General features: G+C 48.4%; 21 protein-coding genes. 14 read left to right on the top strand and 7 right to left on the bottom strand.

The window, feature by feature from the left end; genetic code table 11:
* Positions 1 to 140: 140 nt before the first annotated feature.
* The 11 genes from AC6ESP_RS07450 (at position 141) to AC6ESP_RS07400 (ending at position 17636) form a co-directional block, all read left to right on the top strand.
* Positions 141 to 2816: a hypothetical protein gene (locus AC6ESP_RS07450; RefSeq protein ID WP_497096063.1), complete on the top strand. Its 2676-nt coding sequence runs from the start codon at positions 141 to 143 to the stop codon at positions 2814 to 2816.
* 26 nt (positions 2817 to 2842) lie between these two features.
* Positions 2843 to 3460, top strand: coding sequence for a YgaN family protein (locus AC6ESP_RS07445; protein ID WP_497096062.1), 618 nt, complete (start codon positions 2843 to 2845; stop codon positions 3458 to 3460).
* Positions 3461 to 3506: 46 nt separating this feature from the next.
* Positions 3507 to 4301 (top strand): YwqG family protein, encoded by a 795-nt coding sequence (locus AC6ESP_RS07440; RefSeq protein WP_497096061.1) that lies wholly within the window; start codon positions 3507 to 3509, stop codon positions 4299 to 4301.
* Positions 4302 to 4714: 413 nt separating this feature from the next.
* Entirely contained in the window at positions 4715 to 6508 is a 1794-nt protein-coding gene (locus AC6ESP_RS07435) for a cache domain-containing sensor histidine kinase (RefSeq protein WP_497096060.1), read from the top strand.
* 14 nt (positions 6509 to 6522) lie between these two features.
* Entirely contained in the window at positions 6523 to 8112 is a 1590-nt protein-coding gene (locus tag AC6ESP_RS07430) for a response regulator (RefSeq protein ID WP_497096059.1), read from the top strand.
* Positions 8113 to 8313: 201 nt separating this feature from the next.
* Positions 8314 to 9654, top strand: coding sequence for an ABC transporter substrate-binding protein (locus AC6ESP_RS07425; RefSeq protein ID WP_497096058.1), 1341 nt, complete (start codon positions 8314 to 8316; stop codon positions 9652 to 9654).
* Between the two features lie 124 nt (positions 9655 to 9778).
* Positions 9779 to 10660, top strand: a complete 882-nt coding sequence (locus tag AC6ESP_RS07420) for a carbohydrate ABC transporter permease (protein ID WP_497096057.1) — start codon at positions 9779 to 9781, stop codon at positions 10658 to 10660.
* Positions 10661 to 10714: 54 nt separating this feature from the next.
* On the top strand, positions 10715 to 11515 hold the full coding sequence (locus tag AC6ESP_RS07415) for a carbohydrate ABC transporter permease (RefSeq protein WP_497096056.1): 801 nt from the start codon (positions 10715 to 10717) through the stop codon (positions 11513 to 11515).
* 317 nt (positions 11516 to 11832) lie between these two features.
* Complete coding sequence (locus AC6ESP_RS07410) at positions 11833 to 16212, top strand: S-layer homology domain-containing protein (RefSeq protein WP_497096055.1); 4380 nt, start codon at positions 11833 to 11835, stop codon at positions 16210 to 16212.
* Positions 16213 to 16384: 172 nt separating this feature from the next.
* Complete coding sequence (locus tag AC6ESP_RS07405; protein ID WP_497096054.1) at positions 16385 to 16798, top strand: DUF2203 domain-containing protein; 414 nt, start codon at positions 16385 to 16387, stop codon at positions 16796 to 16798.
* A 163-nt stretch (positions 16799 to 16961) separates the two neighbouring features.
* Positions 16962 to 17636, top strand: coding sequence for an HAD family hydrolase (locus AC6ESP_RS07400; RefSeq protein ID WP_497096053.1), 675 nt, complete (start codon positions 16962 to 16964; stop codon positions 17634 to 17636).
* Between the two features lie 333 nt (positions 17637 to 17969).
* On the opposite strand, the gene AC6ESP_RS07395 is transcribed toward AC6ESP_RS07400, so the two are convergent.
* From AC6ESP_RS07395 to AC6ESP_RS07370, 6 genes are all read right to left on the bottom strand, one after another.
* On the bottom strand, positions 17970 to 19160 hold the full coding sequence (locus AC6ESP_RS07395; protein WP_497096052.1) for a YheC/YheD family endospore coat-associated protein: 1191 nt from the start codon (positions 19158 to 19160) through the stop codon (positions 17970 to 17972).
* On the bottom strand, positions 19117 to 19614 hold the full coding sequence (locus AC6ESP_RS07390) for a GNAT family N-acetyltransferase (RefSeq protein ID WP_497096051.1): 498 nt from the start codon (positions 19612 to 19614) through the stop codon (positions 19117 to 19119). The genes AC6ESP_RS07395 and AC6ESP_RS07390 overlap by 44 nt, the downstream gene beginning before the upstream one ends.
* 3 nt (positions 19615 to 19617) lie before the next feature.
* A complete protein-coding gene (locus AC6ESP_RS07385; RefSeq protein ID WP_497096050.1) occupies positions 19618 to 20772 on the bottom strand; it encodes a YheC/YheD family endospore coat-associated protein in 1155 nt (384 codons plus the stop codon).
* Positions 20772 to 22148, bottom strand: a complete 1377-nt coding sequence (locus AC6ESP_RS07380) for a YheC/YheD family endospore coat-associated protein (protein ID WP_497096049.1) — start codon at positions 22146 to 22148, stop codon at positions 20772 to 20774. Before AC6ESP_RS07380 ends, AC6ESP_RS07385 begins: the two co-directional genes overlap by 1 nt.
* A 63-nt stretch (positions 22149 to 22211) precedes the next feature.
* The gene (locus AC6ESP_RS07375; protein ID WP_497096048.1) at positions 22212 to 23366 is read right to left on the bottom strand and encodes a YheC/YheD family endospore coat-associated protein; all 1155 of its coding nucleotides are present in this window, start codon (positions 23364 to 23366) and stop codon (positions 22212 to 22214) included.
* A gap of 12 nt (positions 23367 to 23378) precedes the next feature.
* Complete coding sequence (locus tag AC6ESP_RS07370; protein ID WP_497096047.1) at positions 23379 to 24743, bottom strand: YheC/YheD family endospore coat-associated protein; 1365 nt, start codon at positions 24741 to 24743, stop codon at positions 23379 to 23381.
* A gap of 128 nt (positions 24744 to 24871) precedes the next feature.
* On the opposite strand from AC6ESP_RS07370, the gene AC6ESP_RS07365 reads away from it, so the two are divergent.
* Positions 24872 to 25210, top strand: a complete 339-nt coding sequence (locus tag AC6ESP_RS07365) for a YlbF family regulator (RefSeq protein ID WP_497096046.1) — start codon at positions 24872 to 24874, stop codon at positions 25208 to 25210.
* Positions 25211 to 25334: 124 nt separating this feature from the next.
* Positions 25335 to 25628 (top strand): hypothetical protein, encoded by a 294-nt coding sequence (locus AC6ESP_RS07360; RefSeq protein WP_497096045.1) that lies wholly within the window; start codon positions 25335 to 25337, stop codon positions 25626 to 25628.
* A gap of 99 nt (positions 25629 to 25727) precedes the next feature.
* On the opposite strand, the gene AC6ESP_RS07355 is transcribed toward AC6ESP_RS07360, so the two are convergent.
* Positions 25728 to 26075 (bottom strand): helix-turn-helix domain-containing protein, encoded by a 348-nt coding sequence (locus AC6ESP_RS07355; protein ID WP_497096044.1) that lies wholly within the window; start codon positions 26073 to 26075, stop codon positions 25728 to 25730.
* A gap of 183 nt (positions 26076 to 26258) precedes the next feature.
* On the opposite strand from AC6ESP_RS07355, the gene AC6ESP_RS07350 reads away from it, so the two are divergent.
* A complete protein-coding gene (locus tag AC6ESP_RS07350; RefSeq protein WP_497096043.1) occupies positions 26259 to 26741 on the top strand; it encodes a hypothetical protein in 483 nt (160 codons plus the stop codon).
* Positions 26742 to 26855 lie beyond the last annotated feature (114 nt).

The following is a 26855-nucleotide window of genomic DNA, read 5'->3' as shown; positions in this document are numbered from 1 at the left end:
GAAGTGGATGCTCTTGTGCAGCATCTGCTTTTTTGTTATAGGAATTAAGCACTAAATTTCCAACATAAGTAACTTATTGCTAATTTTAACGTCTAGATACTTGCAGCTATTCATTCATATTAAGAAGCAGGGGGAAGGACATGTCCAACAAGCGGGCCATCATAACCTCGATCATACTAACATGCCTTATACTCGTACTGCTCATCTGGCCCATGAACGCACAGACCAGATGGATATCAGGGGAGAAGGCAGTACAGCTGAGAAAGACTGTTGTTCAAGAGTCAACTGCACAGCCTGAGGGGCTTAGCGAGTCAACGGTTGGTTATCAAGAGGCTAAATATTACATGCCGGAGCTTATTGTCCAGGTGCGTACGACGGAGAAGGGGTTCCAGCTTCTATTTGATGAGGAGCAATACCCATCACAATCTGGGTTTGTAAGCATAGGGGACTATGTTGTTCATGCAATTGCCAGAGTGGATTCTCAATTAGAGGTCACACGTTATGATGCGGTCGTTGTGAATCCAGAGACATTAGAGGTCAGCATATATCCGATGTATGAGCTGAATAGGCTTCATCATAGTGGCAGCAAGCTATTCTCATTAGTTGATGATAGTCATGTCAAATTCATTAGACCAGCTGTTGTGGGACAAGAGTTGATCTATGATGTAGCTAAGCTGAACATTCACACAGGAGAGATTCAGATTGTAAATCCTAGGTTGTGGGTGATGGATAAGGATGACAAATCGCAAGTTGAAGATTTCTTCGTAAGTTCTTATGTGTCGGAAGAATCTGATGCTTCATATAGCACGCTAATGCTGTCCTCCTTCCGAGGCCGATTATGGCAGATAGAAGGAACGGAAGCTCGTATATATCCTAATCTGTATCCGGCTTATGGTGATCTGGGAAGCAAGCCGCCTCGTGAGCTTGTGTTTCCTTCACCCGATCTTAGCCGATTCGTGTATCAATCTAATGGAACTAGTATGTTCCAGCTTGTAGATACTGAACTTGGCGGACCGATCGAGAAGTTCAGCTTCGATAGTGAGCTGACGCTTATGGAGCCTGGGATCGTATGGAGCTCGGACAGCCAGATGTTTTTCATGGAATTTAGCCGAAGCAATGAAGCATTGCTAAGCTATACAGACAATCAAACACATGTATTCGCACAGGGTATCCAGTTCTACAATCGGGATGGTGAGATGATTCGAACGCTTGAGCTGCCTTCAGGCGACAATCACCGAATGAATGTATATGGCTGGGCAGAGGATGCGAAGGTATGGCTGGAGGATTTTCAGGGTCAGAGCATGAAGGAAGGGCAGCCATTGAAGACTGACATATCGTATAAGCTATATGATATTCAATTAAACAAGCACGTTGATTATGAACCAACAGAAGAGCTCAGTAAGCTGATGCAGCCGGAAGTTGTTACGAAGCATGAGGGGCTTGCCTTCCGATCGCTTCCCTTTCTTATAGTGGATAGGAAGCAGCGGCTTATTTGGCAGCCTCCGACCACCGCCCATGCGATTATAGGGGATTCGGGGCTGTATATGCAGCTAGTCTCGGACTACAGCAGTCAGCTATTCGGATGGAATCAGCGGAAGATGGCGTGGGATTGGAAGGATACGGATATGGATGACGGTAATCATGTACTTCCTACTGCCATCCTAGGCAATGAGTGGATCATCTACAATCGTGATTCATTGATGAAGATTGACTATGTTCATCTCATACCGCTAGCCGAAGAGACTAAAGCTGAAGAGCCCTTGATAATAAGCGGGAAGCTCGTGGAAGAACAGCCAGGAAGCGAGTGGTGGAAGGATGACAGACAAGCCATAGAGACGGAAGGCGGCGTGATTCGTGCAATCGGTCAGTCTCGATACGGCACTCTTCAGATTCAGTCCGAGGCTGGAGAACTTGAGCTGAGATCAGGCGGGAAGCTAGCTTACCATGGAGCTTACCAAGTGATGTTCACAGATGCAAGCGGTGACCAGCAGCAATTGCCTCCTTTAACGGAGCTATCGTTATATCAGGAAGATGCAGCTTCTATTATACGGATATTTGAATTTGAGGGTTATGACGTAATATGGTTTCAGCCGGATAGCTTCCGCTTCAGCAGAGGGTATGATGATCCTGTGAAGCACGTGATTGCTTATGCTGTAACGGAGCAGGGGGAAGCTTTTCCACTTACGTATCAATATGCTGTGCCGGATGGAATAGTTCAGGAGCCATTTATTACAATAGACGATCGTTCACAGGCAGAGCAGCGGGAAGAGCATATCGTTATTCATTCCTTGCTGGAAGATGGCCTATATGAATGGACGCTTCAGCCGAGTATGGCAAGTCGTACACTTACGGTAGCTGAGTCTGTGAATCGGACTGTAGAGAACAAGAAGCTGATGGAGATTGTAGATCGTTATTCGAACAGAATTGAGCAGGCGCTGGGACTGGAGGAAATTAATTACCCTGAAGGAAGATGGAGTGAAGAGGAGCTTCGCGATCTGTTCACCGAGAAAGCTTGGTCGAATCCGGGCTTCCAACGGCTTAAGAAGGATTTTGCAGTAAGCAAGCAGGAGGGTAATCCTTCAAGGGCTTTCGCATGGAATCCGATTGATGCAAGGTATACAGATATGGATACGATTAGCTTCACTTTTACGCTTAATTTGTGGTACGCAATCGGACTTGCAGCTCATCTGGAGGTGGAGCTTAAGCTGGTGGACAGTGATTGGCAGATTTATGATCTGGGGACGCTCGAGACGGAGAAAATGGAGGATTATCCTGAATATAATGGGCTGCTGATAGCAGATCCGATAAACAATTAGATAATAGAAGAGGATGAGAGTAATCGATGAGTAAGCCCATTTCATTAATCTTCACCATTATGATTGCTGCTCTATTAGCAGCAGGCTGCAGCAGTGCATCTGTGAAATATAGCGAGGACACGTTAGCTGTCATTCACCAAAAGGTCAATTCAGCAGAGGATGAAACATTCAAACGGTTGAATCTAGGTATGTTATTCGATTTCCAGCTGGAGCTCCTTCATGCGGATGAGAGCTGGGTTTACATTTGGGTAGAGAAATACAACAGAGGTGTGAAGGAGGACTCACCGATTATTAGCCTTTCCTACGGGATGGCTCCCTACGAGAAAAGCAAGGGTGCTATGGGATTCGGCATTATCGAAGGGAATAATGGAACCGATCAGCTGCTGCTATATTCACCTGATACAAGCTCAGGGCTTATGCAAGTAGAGGATGTAACGATCGACACTGGTGCGAATATGTGGGGTTATACGAGTGACAAGGAGATCGTGCTGCATTCCGGGGAGGAGAGGACGCTCGCCTTTTACAGGCAGGTAGAGTCATCTTCGATAGAGACTCTTGATCCGACCGATGAGAAGCAGCTGGAGCAAATGATTGAACAGGATAACATCGTGCTGTTGTTGAAAATTAAGGTGGAGAAGAAGTAGAAGTCTTGAGCAAGCAGCAATAGGGAAGGTGATGGGGAACTAAATGATGACCGAGAAAAATCAAATTCTAGCTGCACTTGATCAGGCGGGACTCAGTAAGTATAGAACGGTATTTGACCCAATGATAAAACGTTCGATACGATTGATTTCAAGCCTAGCAGAGGATGCTGACATTCCTGTTGGGAGCACGAAGCTAGCGGGCTGTCCGGATGTACCACAGCAATTTGTATGGCCTATTGGGGGAGACACCTATTTGTCATTTCTAGGGCAAGTGAATTTAAGCGAGCTGGATCAATCGGTTCTAGCTGATCATGGTTGTCCTTCTGAAGGGATGCTGTCTTTCTTCTATGATCCGGATGCGATGTTCGACATTTATGATGATGGCTCCTCGGTTCAAGTGTATTATTTTGACGCAATCGACTTTAATAGAATACCAATTCCTGAAGAGGTGCCTGAACAGTGGCGTTTCTCAGCCTGTTCACTGAATGAAAAGATAGAATGGACCGTTCCAGATTCTGAAACCTATGAGATTCAGGGGGTCTTAGGGATGGGGTGGAATGCCAATAGAGAGGACTTCTATTTGTATTGGCAGAAATTTCTGGATCAAGTACGTAAGGAATTTAAACAAGAAGTGAATCCCAAGCATAGATTGCTAGGCAATCATAACGCTATACAAAGCGGCTATGTTGCTGGAGGCTACTGCTTGCTGCTGCAGATTGATTCGGATGCTGCTGCTCATATGATGTGGGGGGATGCAGGAATGTTATATTTCTGGATAAAGCCCGAGCAATTACGCAATAAGCAATTCTCTCAGGTATTCGTTACGATGGAGTGCACATAATGACTGCTCTGCTGGTGGAATAAGCCGAAAAACAACCTAAAGACGGCTTGGACTCGTGTGAAACTGATCCATAAGCCGGAAAACAGCGTTAATCGCACTCAAACTATATATGGAACCCGAGAGTGTCTACGGGTACGAAGCCAACACGCGCTGAAGCGCATGTTGGCTTTTTTATTTAGACGGCAACGGAGCGGACGAATGATTCTGAAGAAGCGATAGCGTTCGCCTTTGTTTCCGGATGACAACTTTGGCTTATTGTTCAAGTCATCCGGAAACAACAGCGATCGTAAGAACATTCGTCTGCGCAGTGGTCTGTTTTACACTCGGCAAATTGTAATTGCCATTCCTCTTCCTTACCCCTTATATTATGTATGGTACAAAAGTAGGAACAAGCAGCCCTAGGGGGACTAAGGATGAGTCAGAATAAGCGGCCGAGGCCGTTCGATTGGTTCCGTAACCGGTTAATTCGCAATAAGATTACACTTGTCTATGTGCCTCTTATTATTATTCCGTTATTTATTCTGGGCTTTGCGCCCAACCATATTTACACGAACGCAATCGTCGAGAAGACGGTGAATAATGTGTCCGATAATTCTTCTCTGATTATTACGCAGATGAACGGCATGCTGACTAATGCAGTTAGCTCGGCGAATATGCTCACACTTAATCTGAACAAGGTGATGGTCGAGGATCAAGCGGATTCTGCAAGGCAGGTGTCGGATCTCCAGCTGTACACGAGAATTACGAATCAGCTTAGCTTTGCTCTGATTGTCTTCCCCGATGTGGAATCAATCGCATTCATCGATCAGCAGAACCAGATTTTTGGTTCTAACGTGAATATAGAGAATAATGCCGAGCTTGCGGTATCAAGCGGAATCGTGCAGCGATTGCAGCAATCTAATGGCGCTAACATATGGTTCCCTATGCAGACTAGAGATTATCTGGTTACGGATTCATCCGAGCCGGTCCTAACGCTGGGCAAGCGCATCGTGAATATTAATACAGGCGTGCCGCTTGGTTATCTCATTCTCAACATTCGTGAGAGCGCATTTTCTTCCATTTATGAGAATATCGGATCGATTGCTGAGGGCTCTTATTTCATAGCGGATCAGCAGGGAATAGTCGTATCATCCAAGCAATCCGCGGAAGTGCTGCAGCCAATTGCGGAGCCTTCTTTGCGAGGTTGGGTATTGGACGGGCAGTCCAAGACGGATATACAAGCTTCGGACGCTGGACGAATGCTGCTCGTCAGGACGGGAATTCCGAATTTCGAGTGGAAGCTCATTTCTATGGTCCGCTACGATCAGTTAACAGAGGACACGAGGAAAATTACGCTGCTGATCGTCCTAATTGGATTTGTCTGCTTCGTCAGTTCATTGTTGGCAGCAAGGCTGCTCTCTAATGTCATCGCCCGGCCGATTATCCATTTATCCCGTCATATGAAGCGGGTGAAGGAAGGCAATCTCGATCAGCAGATCGAGGTGAGCTCCGGCGACGAGATCGGATTGCTGGCCTCAGGCTTCAATACGATGATGGGCAGAGTGAAGGAGCTGCTCGTTAATATTAGCGCAGAGCAGAGGAAGAAGCGGGAATATGAGCTGGCGCTCATGCAGGAGCAGATCAAGCCGCATTTTTTATACAATACACTTGATGTCATCTATACCTTGTCAGAGATGGGACGTACCCGAGATGTCCAGCGGACGACCAAGGCATTAGCCGACTTCTACCGAGTGACGCTTAGTCAAGGGAAGGATCAGATCAGGCTTGAAGAGGAGCTGCGAAGCGTTAAGGATTATTTATCCATTCAGCGTATCCGTTATTCGGATGTATTCGATTTCAGTATGGACATTGATTCTGATATTCTAGGCAGCATCATTCCGAAGCTGACCATTCAGCCATTAGTGGAGAATGCAATCTATCACGGGCTTAAGAACAAAGGCAGCTTCGGTCATCTCACCATTACAGGCAGGCTGGAAGAGAATAAGGTTATTCTGGTTGTGAGAGATGATGGAGCGGGCATATCTGCTGAGAGGTTGCGGGCGATCTTAGTAAGCATGAAAGATCCGCAGCAGCAGGTCGGTTATGGCCTTCGTAGTGTGAATGAGAGAATTAAGCTGTATTTCGGGGAGCCATTCGGCGTTCACATTCAGAGTGAGAGTGGTACTAGCACGATCGTTACCGTAGAGCTTCCTTATCAAACCTATTAGGAGAGACTATACCTATGCAGAGAGTAATGATCGTGGACGATGAGGTCATATTTCGTGATTATTTGAAAGCCGTATTGGATTGGGAGACGCTTGGCTTCACCATTAGCCAGGAAGCAAAGAATGGGCTTGAAGCTCTCGAATTAGTCAGTCAACAGCAGCCTGATATTGCACTTGTCGATATTACGATGCCCTTCATGGATGGCTTGCAGCTGGCAGACAAGCTGAAGGAGGAGTATCCCGCTATTAGCGTAGTGCTGATTACTGGTCACAATGAGTTCGAATATGCGCGTAAGGCAGTGAAAATCGGTGTTGAGGATTATATTCTGAAGCCCTTCTCCAAGGATGAGCTGCTGCTCACACTCTTGAAGCTGCGGCAGCAGCATCAGAAAGCGCAGGAAGAGAAGCTGACGCTGCGGGAGAACACGGAGCTGATGAAGGAAAGCCTGCTCGGTCAGCTCATTAGCCGAGAGTATGCCTTGTCCGACGATGAGATGAGCAAGCGACTGCAGCAGTTCGGTATTCACACAGACGCAAGCTGCTATGTCGTTGCCTGTATAGAGATCGATCACATGGATCGCAAATGGGCGAAGGTGAGCGACAGGCTGCTCATGAAATATGCGGTGACCAATGTGCTCAATGAAGCGATGGAGGAGAGCGGGAATCATCTGATTTTCAACGGTCCAGAGGGTCGTATTATAGGTCTGATCCAGCATACAAGCGGGAATGTGGACGAGATACCGAGCCTGGAAGCCTACAAAAAGCTCATCTCGCTCATCAAAAAATATTTGAAATTCACGATTACGGTCGGAGTTGGCCGCAGTAAGCTGGGGTTCAAAGGGGTGGCAGTCTCTTATAGCGAGGCGCTCGAAGCGCTGCAAAACAAATTTGTTATCGGAAGCGATCGTGTCATTGCTTATGGGGAGCAGTTGCCGAGCAGCGGCAATCAGCCATTTTACCCAACGGAGGTGAATGAGGAGCTGCTTATTCTGCTTCGGCTGAACAATTGGGAGGAAATTGAGCACAAGCTGGACGAGGTATTCCAAATGATACATGAGCGTCGTCTCTCGATGGATTATATCTATGTTATTTGCATGGGACTCGTCTCGGTTAATCTATCCTACTTCGAGGAATCAGGGCATCCGATTGAGGATTGCTTCGGTGATGATTTCTTCCCTTATAACGAAATCCGCAAGCTCGAGACGGCAGAGCTCACCTTCAGCTGGATTAAGGAGCTGTTCCGCACGGCAGTTACGTATAACAGCAAGCATCGCAATACCCGATCATCCCAAATCGCTAAGGCAGCGAAGGCCTATATGGAGCTCAATTATGCTGATCCGAGCCTGCAGCTGGAGCGGATTGCCCAGCATGTGTACATTAACGCAAGCTACTTGCGTGCGGTGTTCAAGAAGGAGGTTGGCATTACGGTCAGCGATTATCTCACCCAATATCGGATGCAGCAGGCGAAGGAGCTCCTGAGCCGCAACACAATCCGATTGGCCGATATTGCTGAGAAGGTTGGGTATAATGATTCAGGCTATTTCAGCAAAAGCTTCAAAAAGTTCTACGGATACTCTCCAAGTGAATACGAGAAGAGTCGCGGATAGCGGCTCTTTCGTTGTATATAACGGAGTTCGACAATAGGTAGATGGAAAAACTGCGGATTTTACCAAAAGCACGCAGTTTTTTCATTATCAAACGCCAAGTAGTTCTTTATACTCGGTATTGTACAGAGAAAGCACACAGGAGTCAGACTTAAGGGCTAACAAAGAGATTGCTGCTTCACAAAAATTGTAGGGGGTCATTCCATGAAAAAGCTTGCTATCGCACTAATGGGCCTATGTTTATTATTCGTAGCTGCCTGCGGTTCCAATGGCAATAACACGAGCAACACAGCTAATGAAGGCAATACAGCAACGACAGAAGCTGCGCCAGATGCAACGAAGACAGAGGAAGCGAAGCCAGTCAAGCTGCGTATTTATGCGCAATATGCGGATGATGATACGAAGCTTCCGTATGATTACGCGGTTGCAGAATTGAAGAAGGAAATGCCAAATGTGGAGCTGGAGCTTGAGGTTCAGGCTCAAGATGATGGTCAGAAGCTGAAGACTTATGCGGCAACAGGCAATCTTCCGGATATTTTCCAAGCGGGACTTGATATTATTACAACATTCAAGAAATCCGGCAACATTCTGGAGCTGGATAAATATGTAGATGACTTAGGCTTCCGGGATAAAATGTACCCAAGCACAATGAACACGCTCGTAACAGATGATGGACATACTTACGCTTTCCCATATGCTGGGAATGAATTCATGCTTCTCTACTATAACAAAGAGCTGTTCGAGAGCAATGGCGTGAAGGTTCCAACGACTTATGATGAGCTGATGACAGCTGTCACTACCTTCAATGCAGCAGGCATTACACCGTTGTCCATCTTCGCCAAAGAGAAATGGCCGACAGTTGCACTATTCGATATGTTCGTTACTCGTCAAGAGCCGCAAGGCATCTTGAAGCTGGATAAAGGTCTAGCGAGCGCAAGTGATCCTGCTTACAAGGATGCAGCGACGAAAATTATTGAGCTAGTGAAAGCTGGCATGCTTCCTAAAGGCGCAACGAACCTGAACTATGATCAAGCAGCAGCACTGTTCCACCAAGGTAAAGCAGCTATGTTCTTGAACGGTCAATGGGAAATTGCAGAATCCACGAAGCAGCTGGGCGATAAAGTAGGCTGGATGTACATCCCAGGCATCGATGCAGCTAATTATGAGGCTAGCAAATATGCATTCAGCGGCGGCGGCGGCCCTGGCGGCTATGCGGTTAACCCGGATACGAAGGATAAAGATATAGCAGCGAAGGTCGCGGCATTCATCTCCTTGAAATATGCAGAATACAAGTATACGGAGCGCGGCAACCCGCTCGTATCGACTAAGGTTGATAAAGCAATCGTAACGGAATATCCTCCGATGATGCAGCAGCTGTCTGATGATATTGCTAAAATCACGAGCACAACTTCATTCGCTTGGGGCTTGTCTGACGCGAAGTTCAAAGCTGCTATTGAAGATGCATCACAAAGCTTACTGACAGGTGCTTACAGCGTAGAGCAATTCATTGAAGATGTGAACAAAGCGATTCCAGCAGCACAATAATCAGAACAGCACAATAGTTGTGATAAGAGGCAGAACTCACTTACGGATCACGGGGTGAGTTCTCGCTCTCTCTAGCCGCCATATGAGAATCGCGTCAAGCCAGATCAGCAGAGGAAGTGATGAAATGAACAAATATTTGGGGAATAAGACAGCTATTCTTTTGTTTATACTGCCTGCCCTTCTCTTATATTCCGTAATGGTGTTTTATCCGATTGTACAGACGTTCATTCGCAGTATGTATGAGTGGGACGGCTTGTCAGAGGGGACCTTCATCTGGTTCGACAATTATACGAGATTGTTTCAAGACAGCTTATTCTTTACCTCGCTATACAATGGACTGATTTTTGCAGCTATCATTACCATTACTCAAATCGGTATAGGCACGATTCTGGCATTCGCGGTCGCGGATGCGAAGTTCAAAGGACGCAAAATATTGCGGATCAGCTTTTTTATACCTGTCGTACTATCGATCACGGTTGTCTGTCAGCTATGGCTGTCCATCTACAACGGTGAGTATGGACTAATGAATAAGCTATTCGAATTATTAGGGATGGAATATAAGCAGGACTGGCTATCTAGCAGCAAGTCAGCTATTGTCGCGATTGCATTCGTGAATGCTTGGCAGTATATGGGCTATCATTTTGCTCTGCTGCTCGCTGGTGTGAAGTCTGTTCCTGAACAATATATGGAGGCCGCTCGGATCGATGGAGCTACGAAGCTGCAGGCCATTATGAAGATCAACATTCCGATGATGGCGGAAACCTACAAGTTCTGTCTCGTGTTCGCCATTACAGGAGGACTGAACGCTTTTGCCAACATGTACATTATGACGAGCGGAGGTCCGGGCACCTCGACATATACGCTCACTTATCTCATGTATCGTTCTGCATTCCGTGTTGGAGAGTTCGGTTATGGCAGCGCCGCAGCAGCGATTCTTGTTATTGAATGCTTGATTGCGACATTAATTATTAACCGACTGATCGCTAGAGAACGGATTTCTTACTAGAGGGAGTGAACGGTCTTGACCTGGATGATGAAGCTTAGAAAAAATAACCCAGGCATGCAGATATTTTTGTGGCTGTATGCGGTTCTGTCGGTATATCCGCTTGTATGGATGATATTCTATTCCTTGAAGAACAACGATGAAATATTCGTCACGAATCCCTTCGGGCCTCCGACGAAGCTGCGATTCGAGAATTACGTAGAAGCATGGTCCAAATATGATGTGCCCGTCTACTTCATGAACAGCCTTCTTGTAGCTGTTGTAACTGTCGGGGGCTCCATTCTGCTGGCCGTCCTATTCTCTTATGCGGCTGCCCGGATGCGCTGGCGTCTGAGCAAGATCGCACATACCTACATTCTTGTAGGAATGTTCATCCCGATACAAGTCATCATGATACCGCTTGCGATTCTTGTGCGGGACTTGAATCTGGCGAACACCTATGGTGCGCTGATGGTGCCGTATATCGCATTTAACATTTCATTCGCTTCGATGGTATTCTACGGCTTCTTCCGCAGCATTCCAGTTGAGCTGGAGGAATCGGCATGTATTGATGGGGCGAGCATTTATCGGACCTTCTTCAGCATTATGCTGCCGATCATTAAGCCTGCGCTGGCAACGATGGTCATCTTTATTTTCCTCAACTCGTGGAATGAATTTACGATGGCGGTTATTCTCATCACGAAGGAAAGCCTTAAGACGCTGCCGCTTGGCCTATTGTTCTTCCAGGGACAATTCACGACCGACTGGGGAGCGATGGGGGCAGCGATGACGATTGCCAGTCTTCCAACTGTACTCATCTACATGCTGTTCAGTGAACAGGTAGAGAACGCACTTACGGTTGGATCGGCAGTGAAGTAATAGGAGAAGAGCTCTGCAAGTCTATAATAGTGAGGCACTCTGGAAGGTTATCTGAATGGATGACCAGAAGGTGTGCTTTTTTATTTGGCGGAGGGAACGTTCCTTCATTAGAGCAGTGAACTAATCAAACCTTAGTTAACATTTGTGCACATAGAAGGACGCTGAAGCCAGCAGCGGCGCGAGTTCACAACCGTTCCTATTGTTCAGTTGAGAAATCTACCCAGTTTCGTTAATATACGGTTTAACGCTCTAGACGCTAGTTGTTGTAAGCGTATACATAATAGAGTGAATATTAGTATTGGGGAGGAATACGATTGTTGAAAAAGAAGAAATGGTTGTCTCTGGCTCTATGCTTCTCTATGCTAGCTTCCGTACTAGCCTCAGTAGTGCCTGCGTATGCAGAGAGCGATTGGACCGGGGCAGCGGCTGCAGTCAGCGACGAATTCACTGAACAGGAGCTGAAGGATAACGATTATATGGTTTATTTCGTCAATGCGGGAGATACGTCTCCTGGGGCGGTAGAAGGCACTGATAAGCTTGGGCTGTACAGCTCGGTTACGGAGCAGGTATACGGGGTCGACCCGATTACTCAGAAATCATGGGGACTTGTAACGCCAACAAGTGGAACAAGCGTTAGTGATGCATCAACGAAGTCAGGATCCTTACGTTATTATAACGGTGCACAAGTGAGAGACAAGGCGCTTGAGTATAGGTTCGAGCTTCCTGATGGTGAATACGATGTGACCTTCGGCTTCAAGAACCCTTGGAGCGGCAGAAGCGTTAATCTGCTGCTTAACGGTACTAATGTTTCTGGAGGCGATCTCGCTATCGGCGCAGACGGCGCGGAGAAGGAGGTTACTTATCGGAAGCTTAGTGTAACCGGTGGGATGCTCGATGTCCGCATTCAAGGGCCCTCGACTGGAACCTTAACGAACTATAATGATCCGCTGATCAATTATTTGGTCATTAGAGTGAATACGACGATTCCACTCTCAGATCTGGAGGATCGGATCATCGCTGCCCAGGCAGAGGCTGGCAATGCGGCATACACTCCTTACAGCATTGAGCAATTGAACAAGGTTATTGGTGAGAGCGAGGCTCTAGTGCAATCATTAGAAGAGAGCGGCGCAGACATCTCAGAGCTTGCTGTCCAAGAGCAGATTAGAGCTGCGATTGCAGCTTTATCACAAGCGATAGCCGAGCTTGCAGTTAGTGAGCATTACGATTCATTCAAGCCAGGAGCGGTATGGAGAGATACGAACGGAGCTCTTATCCAAGCTCATGGTGCTGGCATTATATATGACGATAATACCGAAACCTATTACTGGTATGGTGAGGACAAAACGAATGGATATTTGCCGGCAAGAGGCGTCAGAGTCTATTCGTCGCAGGATCTCTATAACTGGGAGGATCACGGACTCGCGCTTACAGCCATTGGGTCTATGGATGACTTCACGAATGACCCTCTTATCTCAGAGCTGTATGGAGATAGAGATGATCAAGCCGCTATTCTGAATGATATCGGCATAGACCGGATTATTGAGCGTCCCAAAGTTATCTACAATGATAAGACAGGGAAATATGTGATGTGGATGCACACGGATGGCCCAAGTGAGACGTCCCAGGCTAATTATGCGAAGGCTGAAGCTGGATATGCTCTTAGCGATTCGCCAACTGGACCCTTCGTCTATCAAGAGAGCCACCGCATGGATCGGGCTCCTGAGGGTGCAACGGACGATGGCCAGCCAAGTCAGCCTGGTATGGCACGCGATATGACTCTGTTCAAGGATGATGATGGTACCGCTTATCTGATCTACTCAAGTGAGGAGAACTTAACGATCTATATCTCTAAGCTGAATGATTCCTACACGGACGTTGTAGGCTGGCACCGGGATGGCAACGAAGAGCGCGATACGGAATACAAGGCGGTATATGGAGAGGATTATGTCCGCGTCTTCCCGCTTGCACAGCGTGAAGCGCCTGCGTTATTCAAATACCAAGGCAAATATTACATGATTACTTCAGGTGCAACAGGCTGGGACCCGAATGTCGGCAAATATACCGTTGCGGACGACTTATTCGGAGAATGGAAGCCAATGCGTGATGTAGCACCTGGCAGCTCGACGACATTCGGCTCGCAGAGCACGCATGTCATCCCCATTGATGCAGCTGCCGGCAAATTCCTCTACATGGGAGATCGGTGGAACAAGAATGATCTGACCAATTCCCGCTACATCTGGCTGCCGATTGAATTCGGCCAGGATGATGAGATTGCGCTTCGTTGGTATGATGAATGGTCACTCGAGCTGCTGGATCAGATGGGCAAGGTGACAATGAATACTGTGCTTCCCGGCAGTACAACCATTGGGGTAGACCCTGTGCTGCCTGACACGGTGAATGTAACGCTGCCTGATGGAACGCTCAAGGATACGGCAATGGAATGGACGGTTGCCCCGGATGCCTTCGATAAGCCGGGCACGCTGCGAATAAGCGGGATACTGCCAGAGCTCTCGAATAAAAGGATAGAGCATCAGATGTATGTTATTCCGAAGGGAAGCGCGTATTTCGTTCATGCTGGAGGGGCAGCTACCGGGGACTACAACGATATGATTGCCCTTATGGGCGAGGATAACGTTCTGAACAGCAGTGTCATTGACCAGCAATATGATCTGGATAACAACCAGACATGGGGTTATGTGGGCGACAACACTGCAGCATCTGGTACGAATGGCGACAACATATTCAGTGCACTTAGATATTTGAAGAGCAATTCAGGCGATGATCTGAGCTACCGCTTCGATCTCGACAATGGCAGCTACGATGTATATGTTGGCTTGTATGACCCTTGGCATCAATATTCCAATGGCCGGCGAATCGCTGATATTATGGTGAATGGGGAGACCCGAACGAGCGGATACGTGTTCACATCTGCAAGTGACGTTCTTAGCTACGGAGAGGTAGCTGTGGAGGATGGCAAGCTTGAGCTGACCGTTCATCGCTCAGCCAATGCGGGAGCATCGAGCTCTGATCCTCAGATCAGCTGGATCATTATTACGGACAGCACTGGCGAGGTTATTGAACCTCCAACCTCATCAGGTGCGGAGCTGCTCCTTCATTATGATATGGGTGATATGGACGGTTCTACCGTGAATGATCAGGTAGGAGCGATGGATGGCCACTGGGTTAATCCTGACCAGGCAGAATGGATCAAGACGGCAGCGGCAGCGGCTATCGACTTCGATGGCGGTGAAGCCAGCTCTTATATCGAATTGCCGCAAGGGGTATTGGATGGTTTAACAGATGTAACCGTGTCAGCTCTTGTGAATTGGAGCGGAGCTGACAGAGCGGAATGGTTGTTCGCTCTAGGCAGCAATGACAGCCAATATCTGTATATGACTCCGAGATATAACGGCGACGACAACACAGCTCGTCTAGGCATGGCGACAGATGGCTGGCGCAACGAAGTATCAGCGAAAGGAGCAGAGCTTGCTTCAGCGGATTGGAAGCTGGTAACAGCTGTCATGTCTGGAACAGAGGGCAAGCTGACGCTGTACATTGACGGAGTCATCGTCTCATCGAATACAACAAGCTATACGCTCGAGCAGATTAATCAGACAAGTGGGATCAGCGGCTTTATTGGCAAATCCTTCTATGGATCTGATCCATATTTCGGCGGCATGATTGCAGACTTCCAGATTTATGATGGAGCTCTTCTTGCTTCGGAAGTAAGCGAACTGAAGACAGGCCTCGATGGGAAGCTGGCTAGCCTCGCGTTGCTAGTGCCCCAGCATGCTGCGGATCAGCTAGCTGCTGTTGATTTATTGGGAGACAATACGAATCAGCAGTCTATTGTGACAGACTTGACTCTGCCAACGGCAGGAGCCAATGGAACGACGATCATGTGGCAGTCCTCGAATGAATCGATTGTCAGCAAGAGTGGTGCGGTTACAAGGCCAGCGTACTCATCAGGAGATCAGGCTATTGAGCTGACAGCTACTGTGTCCGATGGCACAGCATCGGTGACGAGAGCCTTTACCTTCACCGTGTTGAGAAAAGCATCCAATGGCAGCACGAACCCAGGCTCCAATAACGGAACAGATCCTGATAATGGAGGAGGAACCGAGCCAGGCAATGGAGGAGTTACAGAGCCCGAGCAGCCGTCGGCATTCAATGATACTATAGGTCATTGGGCGGCTGCTTCCATCGAGCGTCTGGTAACGAAGGGCATATTGGGAGGGTTCCCGGATGGCAGCTTCAAGCCGGATAAGCAGATCAGCAGAGCAGAGTTTATCGCTGTCGTCTATCGAGTTCTGGGAATGAATACAGCCAGTGGCTCATCGGCATTCTCAGATATTTCCTCTGACGCCTGGTACAGCAATTATGTGAAGGGTCTACATGAAGCTGGCATCATAACGGGATTTGCAGATGGCACATTCAAGCCGAATAATGACATGACCCGTGAGGAAGCTTTCGTTATTTTGTACAGAGCAGTTAAAGGACAATTACAGGGCTTGGCTGGTGAAGCTGGCAGCGCAGCCTTTACTGATCAATCGAGCGTATCCAGCTGGGCGCAGGAAGCCGTTGCCGCTCTAACAGCAGCGGGCATTATTACAGGCTATGAGGATGGTACGGTACGGCCGCAGGATCGAATCACACGAGCGGAGATTGCCGCCATCGTAGCAGGGTTCGTCCAATAATAATAGGAGCCGGGCAGAATATGTATTCTGCTCGGCTTTTTTATGCGTGACAGCACGCGCGATCTATTACAGCTCCGTCCCCCTAGCTAACATTCCTTTTCCACGGATTCTGACAACGAATAGCATTCTTGTACATGATTTAGTACACTTTGTAGATGGGAGGTGAATGATGATGCAGTTGAGAACATTTACGATTCAGGAAGCCAACGAGCTGCTGCCAGAGCTGCAAGAGGATTTGCGCAAGCTGCAGCAATTCATACAGGAGATCGAGGATCAGAGTCTGGAGCTGGAGATGAATAAAGTAAAGCATGAGCAGCTGTCTGCCACTCTTCTTGGCACCCAGGATCCATTCTTCGAGGACGAGGGTCGAATTGATTTTTTGCGAATGGAAGCGGAGCTCCTAATTACCAATTTCTCGTTAAAAGGAGTATTCCTCAAGATGATCAACCCTGGTCTGATTGATTTCCCCGCAGAGCTGGATGGGCAGAGCGTGCTGATCTGCTGGAGGCAGGGTGAGGAATCGGCTTCTCATTATCATGGCTGGGAGGAAGGCTTCATCGGGCGCAAGCCGTTCCCTGGGTTTTAGAATGGAATAAGGTCATTGGCAATTATTTGATTAGGATAGGTACATAGGTGGGCATTACGAGCAAACAACACAATAAATTAGCAATATTCACTCCAGTTGTATCTTGCGGCGTGAAATGGATATCCAGTATGATAGTTGCAAAATGGAATAAGGGGATAAGCAAATGACAACAGTTACATTTAGTAAGCCTGAAGCGGTTATTTTTGATATGGATGGTACATTGTTCGAGACAGAAACACTGCTTGTGTCTGTACATAGACGGTTATTCGAGACGCTGAAGGAGGAAGGTCTCTACTTGCATGAGACACCTCCAGTAGAAGGTCTGCTCGCCTGCTTGGGAATGGTGCTGGAGGACATTTGGCGCAAAATCATGCCGGATAGCTCAGAGGAAGCGCGCAAACGGGCTGATGAATTGATGCTGCAGTATGAGATTGAGGACTTGGAGGCAGGCAAGGGCAATCTATACCCACAGACTGCGGAGACACTTAGACGGTTGAAGGAGCAGGGGATTAAGCTATTCGTAGCCAGCAATGGGCTTGAGGATTATGTGAAGGAAGTTGCCCGTCTCAAAGGCATTGCTGAGCTGTTCGATGGTTTATACAGCGCTGGGGAGTTCCAGACGACAAGTAAGGTGGATCTCGTTGCCAAGCTGCTTGCTGATCATGGTATCCAAGATGCTTGGATGGTAGGTGACCGTTCCTCTGATGTTGAAGCTGGCAAAAGCAACGGATTAGTTGTCATTGGCTGCGCATATGCGAACTATGGGCGTGAGTCTGAGCTGGATGGCTCAGATGCGCTCATTGCCAGCATGCCAGAGCTGGTTGAGTTAATGCAATAGTAAGGCTGACTGCACATGAAGCAGCAGAATGAGCCCGGGGAGTGCTACTCCTCGGGCTTATATTTTATTTGTAAGACAGGCCGCGAGAGGGCCTAGGCCAAATGCTGCACAAAAGTCATCATTATTAGCCGGATCAGGCTGCAAGAGGGCGGAATGTTGCATAAAAGTCATCATTACTGGCCGAATCAGGCTACAAGAGGGCGGAATGTTGCACAAAAGTCATCATTATTGGCCGAATCAGGCTGCGAGAGGGCGGAATGCAGCACAAAAGTCAGCATCACACAACAAGAGCAGCTCCCGAGCCATACAGATGTCGGCTGGGGAGCTGCTCTATTAGGTTGTAGGCTTTGCGTTCGACTGCGTGTTTTCAGCAGGCGGCTGGGTTGGAGAGTTGGCGACGGTAGCGGAGGGCTGCTTCGACTTCCGTTTCTTCTTCTGGGCATGCAGCCAGAGCGCATATTCCAGCGGCCGAATGATGGCCTTGCGGTAAGTTTCCTTCTCTCCTGCCTGAGCGAACACCTCTCTAGCAGGCTTCGGATTGACCTCCAGCATCCAGATACGGCCTTTACGGTCAATCGCTAGATCGAGAGCCAGCTCACACAGACGTCCATAGCTGAGCTCCAGATATTCCGCGATGTTGACACTGAATTGTTCGGCCTCCGCTGTAATGGAAGCAACCTTCTCCTCGCTGCCGATCCACTCCTTAAGAAGGCTGCTCATCGCCTTCGCATGACCGCCGCCGTGGAGGTTGGAGGTCACGCTGCCAACAGCACCAACACGGCCAGCACAGCCGGTCACCTTCCATTCGCCGCTGTCATCTTTTTGGACGAGCATGCGATAATCATGAACACGTCCGCTTGGCAGCTTCAGGCGAATACCCTGCTGCACCAGATAACGAATGCCTTTCAGATCCCAGCCGGACAAATAATTGCTTAATGCCGCAGCGGAGATTTTTCGCGGATGAATGATTTTGCGGGATTGATCTCGGCCTTGAATATATAACAAACCGTCTCGTCTGCGCTCGATCTGCAGTATGCCGCGGCCACCAGTACCGTTAATCGGCTTGAGGTAGATGAGCGAATGCTTGCGCAGCATGTCGGTTACATCGGAATGGCTGTCAATCATATGTGTAGCAGGCAGGTAAGTTTTGAAGCGGGTATCCTTGCTCAGAATGCGGTGAATCGTCCATTTGTTGCGAAGCGGGCGGTTCAGAAAGGTAAGATTGCTGTAGCGCTTGCGGAACTGTCTTAGCTGTTCGAATCGATAAGAGTGCTGAATCCGGCAGCGATCGTAGATCATATGGGGGAAAGACGTCCATTTCCTCGACCACTTCTTGGTTTCAGGGTTATACATCATCACATGGATGCGATTCAACTTATAATTAACATCCTGCGGGGTGAAAACAACGATATCGAGTCCAAGCTTTCGACCCTCGAGAGTCATTTTCTGATAAATATCACGTTCTTCAAGCCTGCCATTATCATTGAGATAAAGCGTTAATATTCCTAAGATGGGCTGCGTCATCTTCGGGTCTCCTTTCGAAGCGGAGCGTAGGCTTACCCGTTGGGCCGGTATGCATGGAGACAGCATTCATGCCTAGCCGAAAACATAATGCCATGCTGGGTACATTATCTATAGCGACATGGCAGGACAGCCGTCCTAGACGATTAATCATCGCCTGAACGACTGCTGCGCCAATGCCAATTCCTCGTGTATCGGGATGAGTGACCACGAAGCAGCCTTGCTCGCCGCCATCCGCTGCAAAGCCGAGTCCAACGATCCGATTGCCTAGCTTAGCAACGGCTATTACGGCTCCGTATTGTGCGAGACTATCCGCGGCCAGCAGGGAGGGGTCAAGCAGGCGAAGCGCGTGAATGGCAGCACCCGTTAGCCGCTTTTCCCCGAAGCGGACGGCAAAGCCGAGAAGTCTTTTTCGCTCCGATAGCCATTGCTCGGGGGTAAGCAGCTGAAGCTCCATTTGTTATACGCCTCCGGTTTTCTCTGTCTTCGTTCTGGTCAGATACGAGCCGTATTGAAAAATACGCTCAAGTGATTTCTGTCGAATATGCGGTTCGTCGAATTTCATCGGCTTGGAGTTGGCTTCGAAGAACCAGATGCCTCCCGTACCGTCTATGCCAAGGTCCATTGACATTTCGCCAAGGAGCTGTCCTGAGCCCCGCTCGATTTGCCTTGCGATAATCAGAACGGTTTGCTTTGCTTTTATGAGTATTCTACGCGCTTGATCAGGATTAAATGAACTAATTAACAGCTTCTCCGGATCTTCGATCATTCCCCCGCGCGGAACATGGGTTGTAATGCTGGAGGAACCTGCGACCCGAGCTCCAATGCCAGTTAAATCCCATTTGCCCCGCTCATTCTTCTGAACAAGAGCACGCAGATCGAATCTTCGATCATTATAGGAAGCGAGCTGGATACCCTGCTGTGCGATATAAGGCTCTCCTGCGCTTTGCTTCTGAATACGGGTCCAGAGCTTGGAGATGGTAGCACAATTGTAAGTGGCGCTTTTTTTGTCCTCTTGAATCTTCAGACGGTAGGGAAGCTGCTTCTCGGAATGAACCTTGATTGTCATGATCCCCTTGCCCGCTTTGCCGCTCTCCGGCTTCAAATATAGATACGGATGCTTCTGCATCAACTTGCTGAGGCCGTTCACGCTTATTAGCTTCCGTGTCGTCGGAATATAAGGTTTGGTAGTCTTGGATTGCCGCAGCCATTCGAACAGATACCATTTGTTGAAAAAAGAAGGATTGAACAATTGGACCCGGGAATCCTTGGCACAGGCCGCGATTTTATTTCTAACGGAAGGCTGCATCTCATCCTCGCGCAGCGGGATCCGATTATAGATAATGTCCGGAGCCGGCAGCAGCCGCTGCTGCCAGCTCTCTGTCTGTTCATTAAATACGAAGCCCTTCAGGCTTGAACGGCCTAGAAATAAGTTTTTTACAGTCAGTACATATACGATAAAGCCCTTTTCACGGCCTATTCGGATGAGATCTGCGAAGTTGCTGCGATTGCCCCGGAAAAGCTGTATATCATCTTCAATGGTCAAAATCGCGAGCACCGGTCGCCCAGACCGGGTTTCTGCAAGCTCCTCTTGATCCGGCAGCAAGCTCTCCATCAGCTGTTCCCTCCTTGAAACTTACTCAAGTACAGGCAGTGCTCGATGATGTAATCAATCGAAGCGCGCCCTTCTGATTTAAGCGAGGGGTGTTTGAATATAGAGCGCCCGGGCTTGGCGTTCGCTTCGAACATCCAGACTTCACGGTCTTTATCAATACCGATATCGATGCCAAGCTCACCCAGGCGATGCGGGTAGTTGCGCTCAATCGCCTCAGACAGCTTGATGGCTGCTTTCTTCGCTTTATCAAGCACCTCCTTGGCTTCATCGCCGAAAGTGCTTCGGAGCGCCTGCTCTGGAGTCATCAAGGAGCCGCCGTTCTTGACATGAGTCGTAACGCTGCCGCGTCCAGCTTTTTTGGCACCAATGCCAGCAGGAACCCACTCATTCTTGCCGTTCTTGTGCATATGAAAGCGGAAGTCCAAGGGACACCCATCGATCTCAACGAGGCGAATGCCCTGCTGCACCACGTAGTTGCCAAGGGAGCTGCCATGACGGGCATGGAGCATGCGGATCAGACTTTGGAAATTAGAGAAGCGGAGAAGAACGTTGCGGTCTCCCTTGCGGTAACGGGCAAAATAGCCGCGCTTCGGATGATAGGTTAGTCTGTAGATACCAATCCCTAGACTGCCTGCCGTTGGTTTGAAGTATAGAAAATGATGCTTCTCCAGCATTTCCTTGATTTTCTCGGATGAAGGGCCAGAGACGGATTCCGGCAAATGCTGGAGCGCTTCAGGATCATTGTCGAGCAGCTTATAGACATCGGATTTATTGAAGAAGCTCCAATTGAAGAACGGAATTTTTTTGCGAACGAACCGTTCCCTAAGCGAGCTTATTGATGCGGAGGTATCGGCTTTGCGACTTGACAGTCGATTGTAGATAACGTCTGGCAATGGAACGATTTTACGATACCAGCCGCCTTGGGAATTGAGGAAATACCCATTCACCGTTTCCTGCTGCCAGTTAATATCACTAGGTGTGAAGCCGAACAGATAAGCCGTACGATCTCCTGATTTAATGACCTGCTTAATAAATCCGGTCCTTGCTCCGAATGGCGTACTGTCGGTGGACGGGGAGTTGGAGTCGCTTAATATGCCCACTAGCGGCCCCAATTGCAATTCATTGTCGCCGGAGGCCAGCAGATAAATAGTGCCTGCCTTCGGCACCCGGATAGATTGGCGGATGCTTGCCGACAAATAGATATGATTGCCCTGACGTTTAACTGGTCTGACAGCCGCGGTGATGACCTCTTTGCCCAGCTTCAGCTGAATGGTTTTTTTGCCTGATAGCTTAAGCTCCTTCAGAAGCGTGTTAGACAAGTAGATGACTTTATTGGATTGTTGCGAGAAATGCACGTTACAAGTTGTCAAACTCATGGATGAACCTCCTGAACGTTGTCAGACCGTAACCCTCTGTCTTAGTTAGGTGTGGAAGACGGCCTATTGCAGATTCGTTGGAAATGTAGGGCGGAACAAACGTCGTGACAGCAATCGCGCATAATAGAGAGGCTGTTCAATGGACAGCCTAGCAGCTTCCTTGTTCCCAAGCTGACGGAATGATGATCTTCCTGGCTTGGAATTGACCTCAAGCAGCCATATTCGCCCATCTTGATCGACTCCATAGTCGAAGCCAAATTCAGCGAAGCGGCCGAAGCTGTTCTCCAGCTTGTCGGCGGCATAGAGACTGAGTTCGCTTATTTCCTTAAGCATCTGGCTTGCTCTGCTTAGACCGAACTGGGAAGCAAGCTGTTCTGTCGCGTCTTGGGCAATCCCTCCGCCATGCAGGTTCGACGTAAGGGAACCGCTCTGGCCCGTGCGGACTGCGGTACCTGTAAGAGACCAGCGTCCTCGTTCGTTTTTTTGAATAAGCGCCCTGAGATCGAACGGTCTGTCGTCTCTATCTTTAAGCGCCAAGTAGGGCTGGACGATGTACGCAGCGTTTCCTATGAAACGATTGACCCACTCTTCTAGAGAGGTACTGTTGTCAAAAGAATGCCGGAACATCCGGTTCTGGCGTGTTCTTCCCGAAGCCTGCCATCGCTGCTCAAGGAGGCTGCGTCTCACATGCATGACGCCTTTTCCCTGCATGCCAGATGCCGGCTTCAAGAACAGTCCTCCTGCCGGATAACGCTCCAGCAATCTGCTAAGGCTGATGCTGCCGTTATACCTATTCGTTGGAGGCAAATAAGGGAGCACTACTGGCGAATTGGCTAAGCAGGCGTGGACATCCCATTTGGAAGGAAGATTGCTGCTTATCGTTATACAAGGCTTGCGGGCTGCTATCTCTTCTAGAGCTCTGCGGCAAGCGTCTCTTTGTTCAGCGCTTCTATAATAGCAGCGGTCATAAATGAGGTCTGGAAGGGGACATGGCCCTTGCACCCACCGTTCCTCGCGGTAACGATAGCCTGTTAATCTGTGCTTGCTCAGTTCCCTTGGAGAGAACACGAATAGATCGATGCCTAGCGGCGCGGCAGCCAAGCTTAATTCTTGGTAGAATTGCGGCTCGGGAAGGCCAGTCATGCTGGAAGCCCGATCAGCCGCCGGCATATCAATAGCAGCTACGAGAATACCAAGCGTGATAAGTGCGGGTACCATAGGCACCTCCCATTAGAAGCCCGACAGAAAGCGAGAATACTGAATGACCATTCTGACTGACGGACGAATTTTATTGTCGTTCAGCGGCGTATTATCGTTCTTGGAAGGCTTAGAATTCACTTCGATCAGCCATACTTTACCGCTGGAATCAATGGCTAGATCGATACCAAGCTCGCCGAAATGAGCGGGTATATGGGTATCTATTCCTTTGGCAATAAGAAGGGCAGCTGCTCGCAGCCTGCTGGATGCATCGGCCCTGCCGACGGTCAAGTTGGATTTGGCAACGGCCTCCGAGACGGTGCTGAGCGTCCCGCCGCGAGCGAGATTCGATACAAAATGATGGCTTCCGGCCGTGCGTGCGACGATCGATGTTATCGTCCACTTGCCTGTTGTGTTCTTCTGTACAAGAGCACGGAAATCAACAGGACGCTTCTGGATTTCAATTAGCTGCAGCCCCTGTTGGATTTGGTAGCGGACGGTTTTCATTTTGGCTGAGATGGTGGAGAACAGCTTCAATAGGTTCGGATACTGCTGCTTGCGGGAGCCAGCTGCTGTTGCGAACGAGGCTTGATAGGCTCCGCTCTCGAGCTTGGATACTCGGATGATGCCTTTCCCGAGACTGCCTCTAACCGGCTTCAGAAACACGTTGTTATACTTGGTGCTCATTGACTTCAGTGTCGTGAAGCTGCGGAGTGAATGAGACTCCGGCAAGTAACGTCCTAGTGTTTCATCCTTTTTGAGCGCTTCGAACACTTCGGATTTGTCTAGGAACTTTTCGTTGAAAACGACGGTCTTGTGCTTCAGTTTTACTTCCTTCAGAAAATGTTGTACGCTGGATTTGTTCTCCAGTTTGCGAGAAGTCAGGCGGTTATTAATGACATCCGGTACTGGCATTGACGTCCGTCGCCAGCCATCCGAATAGATCCAGCCTTCTACAGAGTTGAAGTTATTACCGATATGATTCGGTGTGAAGAAATACACGTGAGCTCCTTGTGCGGCACAGCCGTCAACAAGCTCCTTGCAGAACATGGTGATCGATCCGAATGGCTTATCAGGTGTATTCGGATAATCACGGCTGACAAGAACGCCGATCAGTGGACCCAGTACAAGCATGAAGGAGCCAGCCTTATATTGGATTCTAAGCGTGGAGTTACCTAGAATGCCCATCTGTCTAGCAAGAGTCTGGCTGATTCGCATGCCGTCGTATTTGGCTACCGGAAGGACCTTGACGTGTCGCCCGAAGGCTCCGAATTTCAACACGACCGGCTGGCCTTGAGGAATTTTCCACTGCTTCAGGTAGCTTTCGCCTAACATGAGCGTATCTTCCGGAAGCATGCCTGAGCTGATCACCTGAACGGCTACTTTTGATTTGAGCATCGTAGAGCTCCTTCCAAGCAGGAGGATGACGGTATAGGCCTCTAGGTGTTTTGCACGAATTACCTCATCATATGAGGACATCTATCCCTTGGTGATTGGCCAATAAACTGAAATCTGGAGGAAATTGAATGAATGTTTATGACAAAGCGTATGATTTAGCAAAGGCACTGAAAGAAAGCATTGAAGCTAAGCAGCTGAAGGAAGCGAAAGAGGCGGCAGAAGCAGACGCCGATGCCAAAAGAATGCTGGATGATTTCCGTACTCGCCAGAATGAGCTGCAGCAGCAAATGATGTCCGGAGAAGAGCCATCAGCAAGCGATATGGAATCGTTGAACAAGCTATACGAAGTCATTTCACTTAATCCCCTTATTAGCCGTCTGCTGGATGCGGAACGCCGCTTCTCTGTCGTGTATGAAGATGTCAACCGCATCATGTCGGACGTGTTAAGATCCATCGTTGATTACTAGAATGATTTCATAGAGGCATATCTGCATGTATTCACTCATAGAATGGTAGCGTGGACAAGAGGGTGCTGTGTCTTAAGCTTACGTAGTGAGCTTCTGCTGCGATAATTTCTAAGGAGTGAATAACATGCTGAAGGGTAAACGCCGCCATGTATTATATTTGCTAGCTGCTCTGGCGATGCTAGTCTACGGGCTTCCTAGGCTGGAATTAGGCGCACCATGGAACGGGACGAGTATATTTGCAGCCGTATGGATTGGCCTTGCACTGGTCGTTGTAGCCGCACATTTGGGTGTGCTGCTGTTTATCGACGAGGAGAAGAGCAAGGAGCTTGAGCGCATTAAACGAGCGAAGAGAAGAGCGTGGGAGCGCCGCTTGCAGCAGGCCGCGACAGGCCGTTCTAATCGCGGTGAGAGAGGGTAACAGAGGAATGGAAGAAGGCTTGGCGAGTTAATCGCCAAGCCTTCTTTGCTTTGTGTTGCAGACAGATGAAACGTATTGATGGGAATACTTGGCGGAAGCCTAATCCAAATCTCTAAATTGAACGATCTGCTTGACGAATTTGTATACAGCTTCTTGTTCCTTGAGCGACAGGCCATGCAGCTGATTGGCGATTTTGTCCGCATAGCTGTTGTCTGGTTCCTCGTGTGGAGTCGTTGGCTCGATATTCACAATTTGCTCAAGCGGGCTGTTAAGCGCACTGGCAATTTTGGCTAATACGTCGATAGTTGGACTTTTTTCGCCACGCTCTACCTGACCCATATAAGAGGCATTGATTTCGGCTCGAAGCGCGAGTTGCTCCTGACTTAGCCCTTTCGATTTGCGCAATGTACGGATATTTTCTCCTATGTATCGGGCGAATTTATTCACAATCGTCACCTCAGCCTAAAGATAGAGGTTTCACAGTCCTGCAACAACTCTCTATAGTATGGATTAAAAATAGTGACTATAGTCATTGACTATATGTCAGGGTTTTTATTATAATTGTGTAAAAAGGTAGAACCAAATAACATAATTTCCTTAATAGGAACTTTTTGCAAGGAGTAATCCAATATGGTTGATGAGTTTGAGTTTTTCAGAAAAGTACAAACTTATTATCAGCATGTCCAATTTCAAGTTCATTTCACGTTTAAGCTGTTACATAAGAAGGAAAAAGCTGTGCAGGCAATAGGAAACTTCAAGTGTCGGGTAGATCCCCACTCCCAATTCGTAGAATATATTATTGATCTGAAATCGGATGTGATCTCCAGGCCCTTCAGCGAGAAGGTTACCTTTCTCTTCTCCAGCCAGTATGAAGAAATTCCGCCTCAAGAATTGATTATTGAGCAATTATCGATCTATCATCAGAGATATCCTGTGCCTATTCATTATGACTGGAAGTCTTTCGTTGTTAAAGGTGCTTCAGAAGCAATCAACACGCAGACGCTGCAGCATATATTGGACAAGTACAGATTCCATGGCGTGAATGGTGAAGAGGTAGATGCCAAACTGAAAGTCGCCTCCGTTAAGCTGGATTGGTATAATGAAACCAGATGATACAATCCGGACATGGTTTAGGGCTGCTGGTTTTGCTCCGCAAAACCTAAGCATATGCTCTAGATGCCGGTTTTGCTCCGCAAAACCAAAGCATATGCTTCCGAAGCCGGTTTT

Source organism: Paenibacillus xinjiangensis (assembly GCF_059686975.1).
This window is presented reverse-complemented; position numbering and strand designations above follow the sequence as displayed.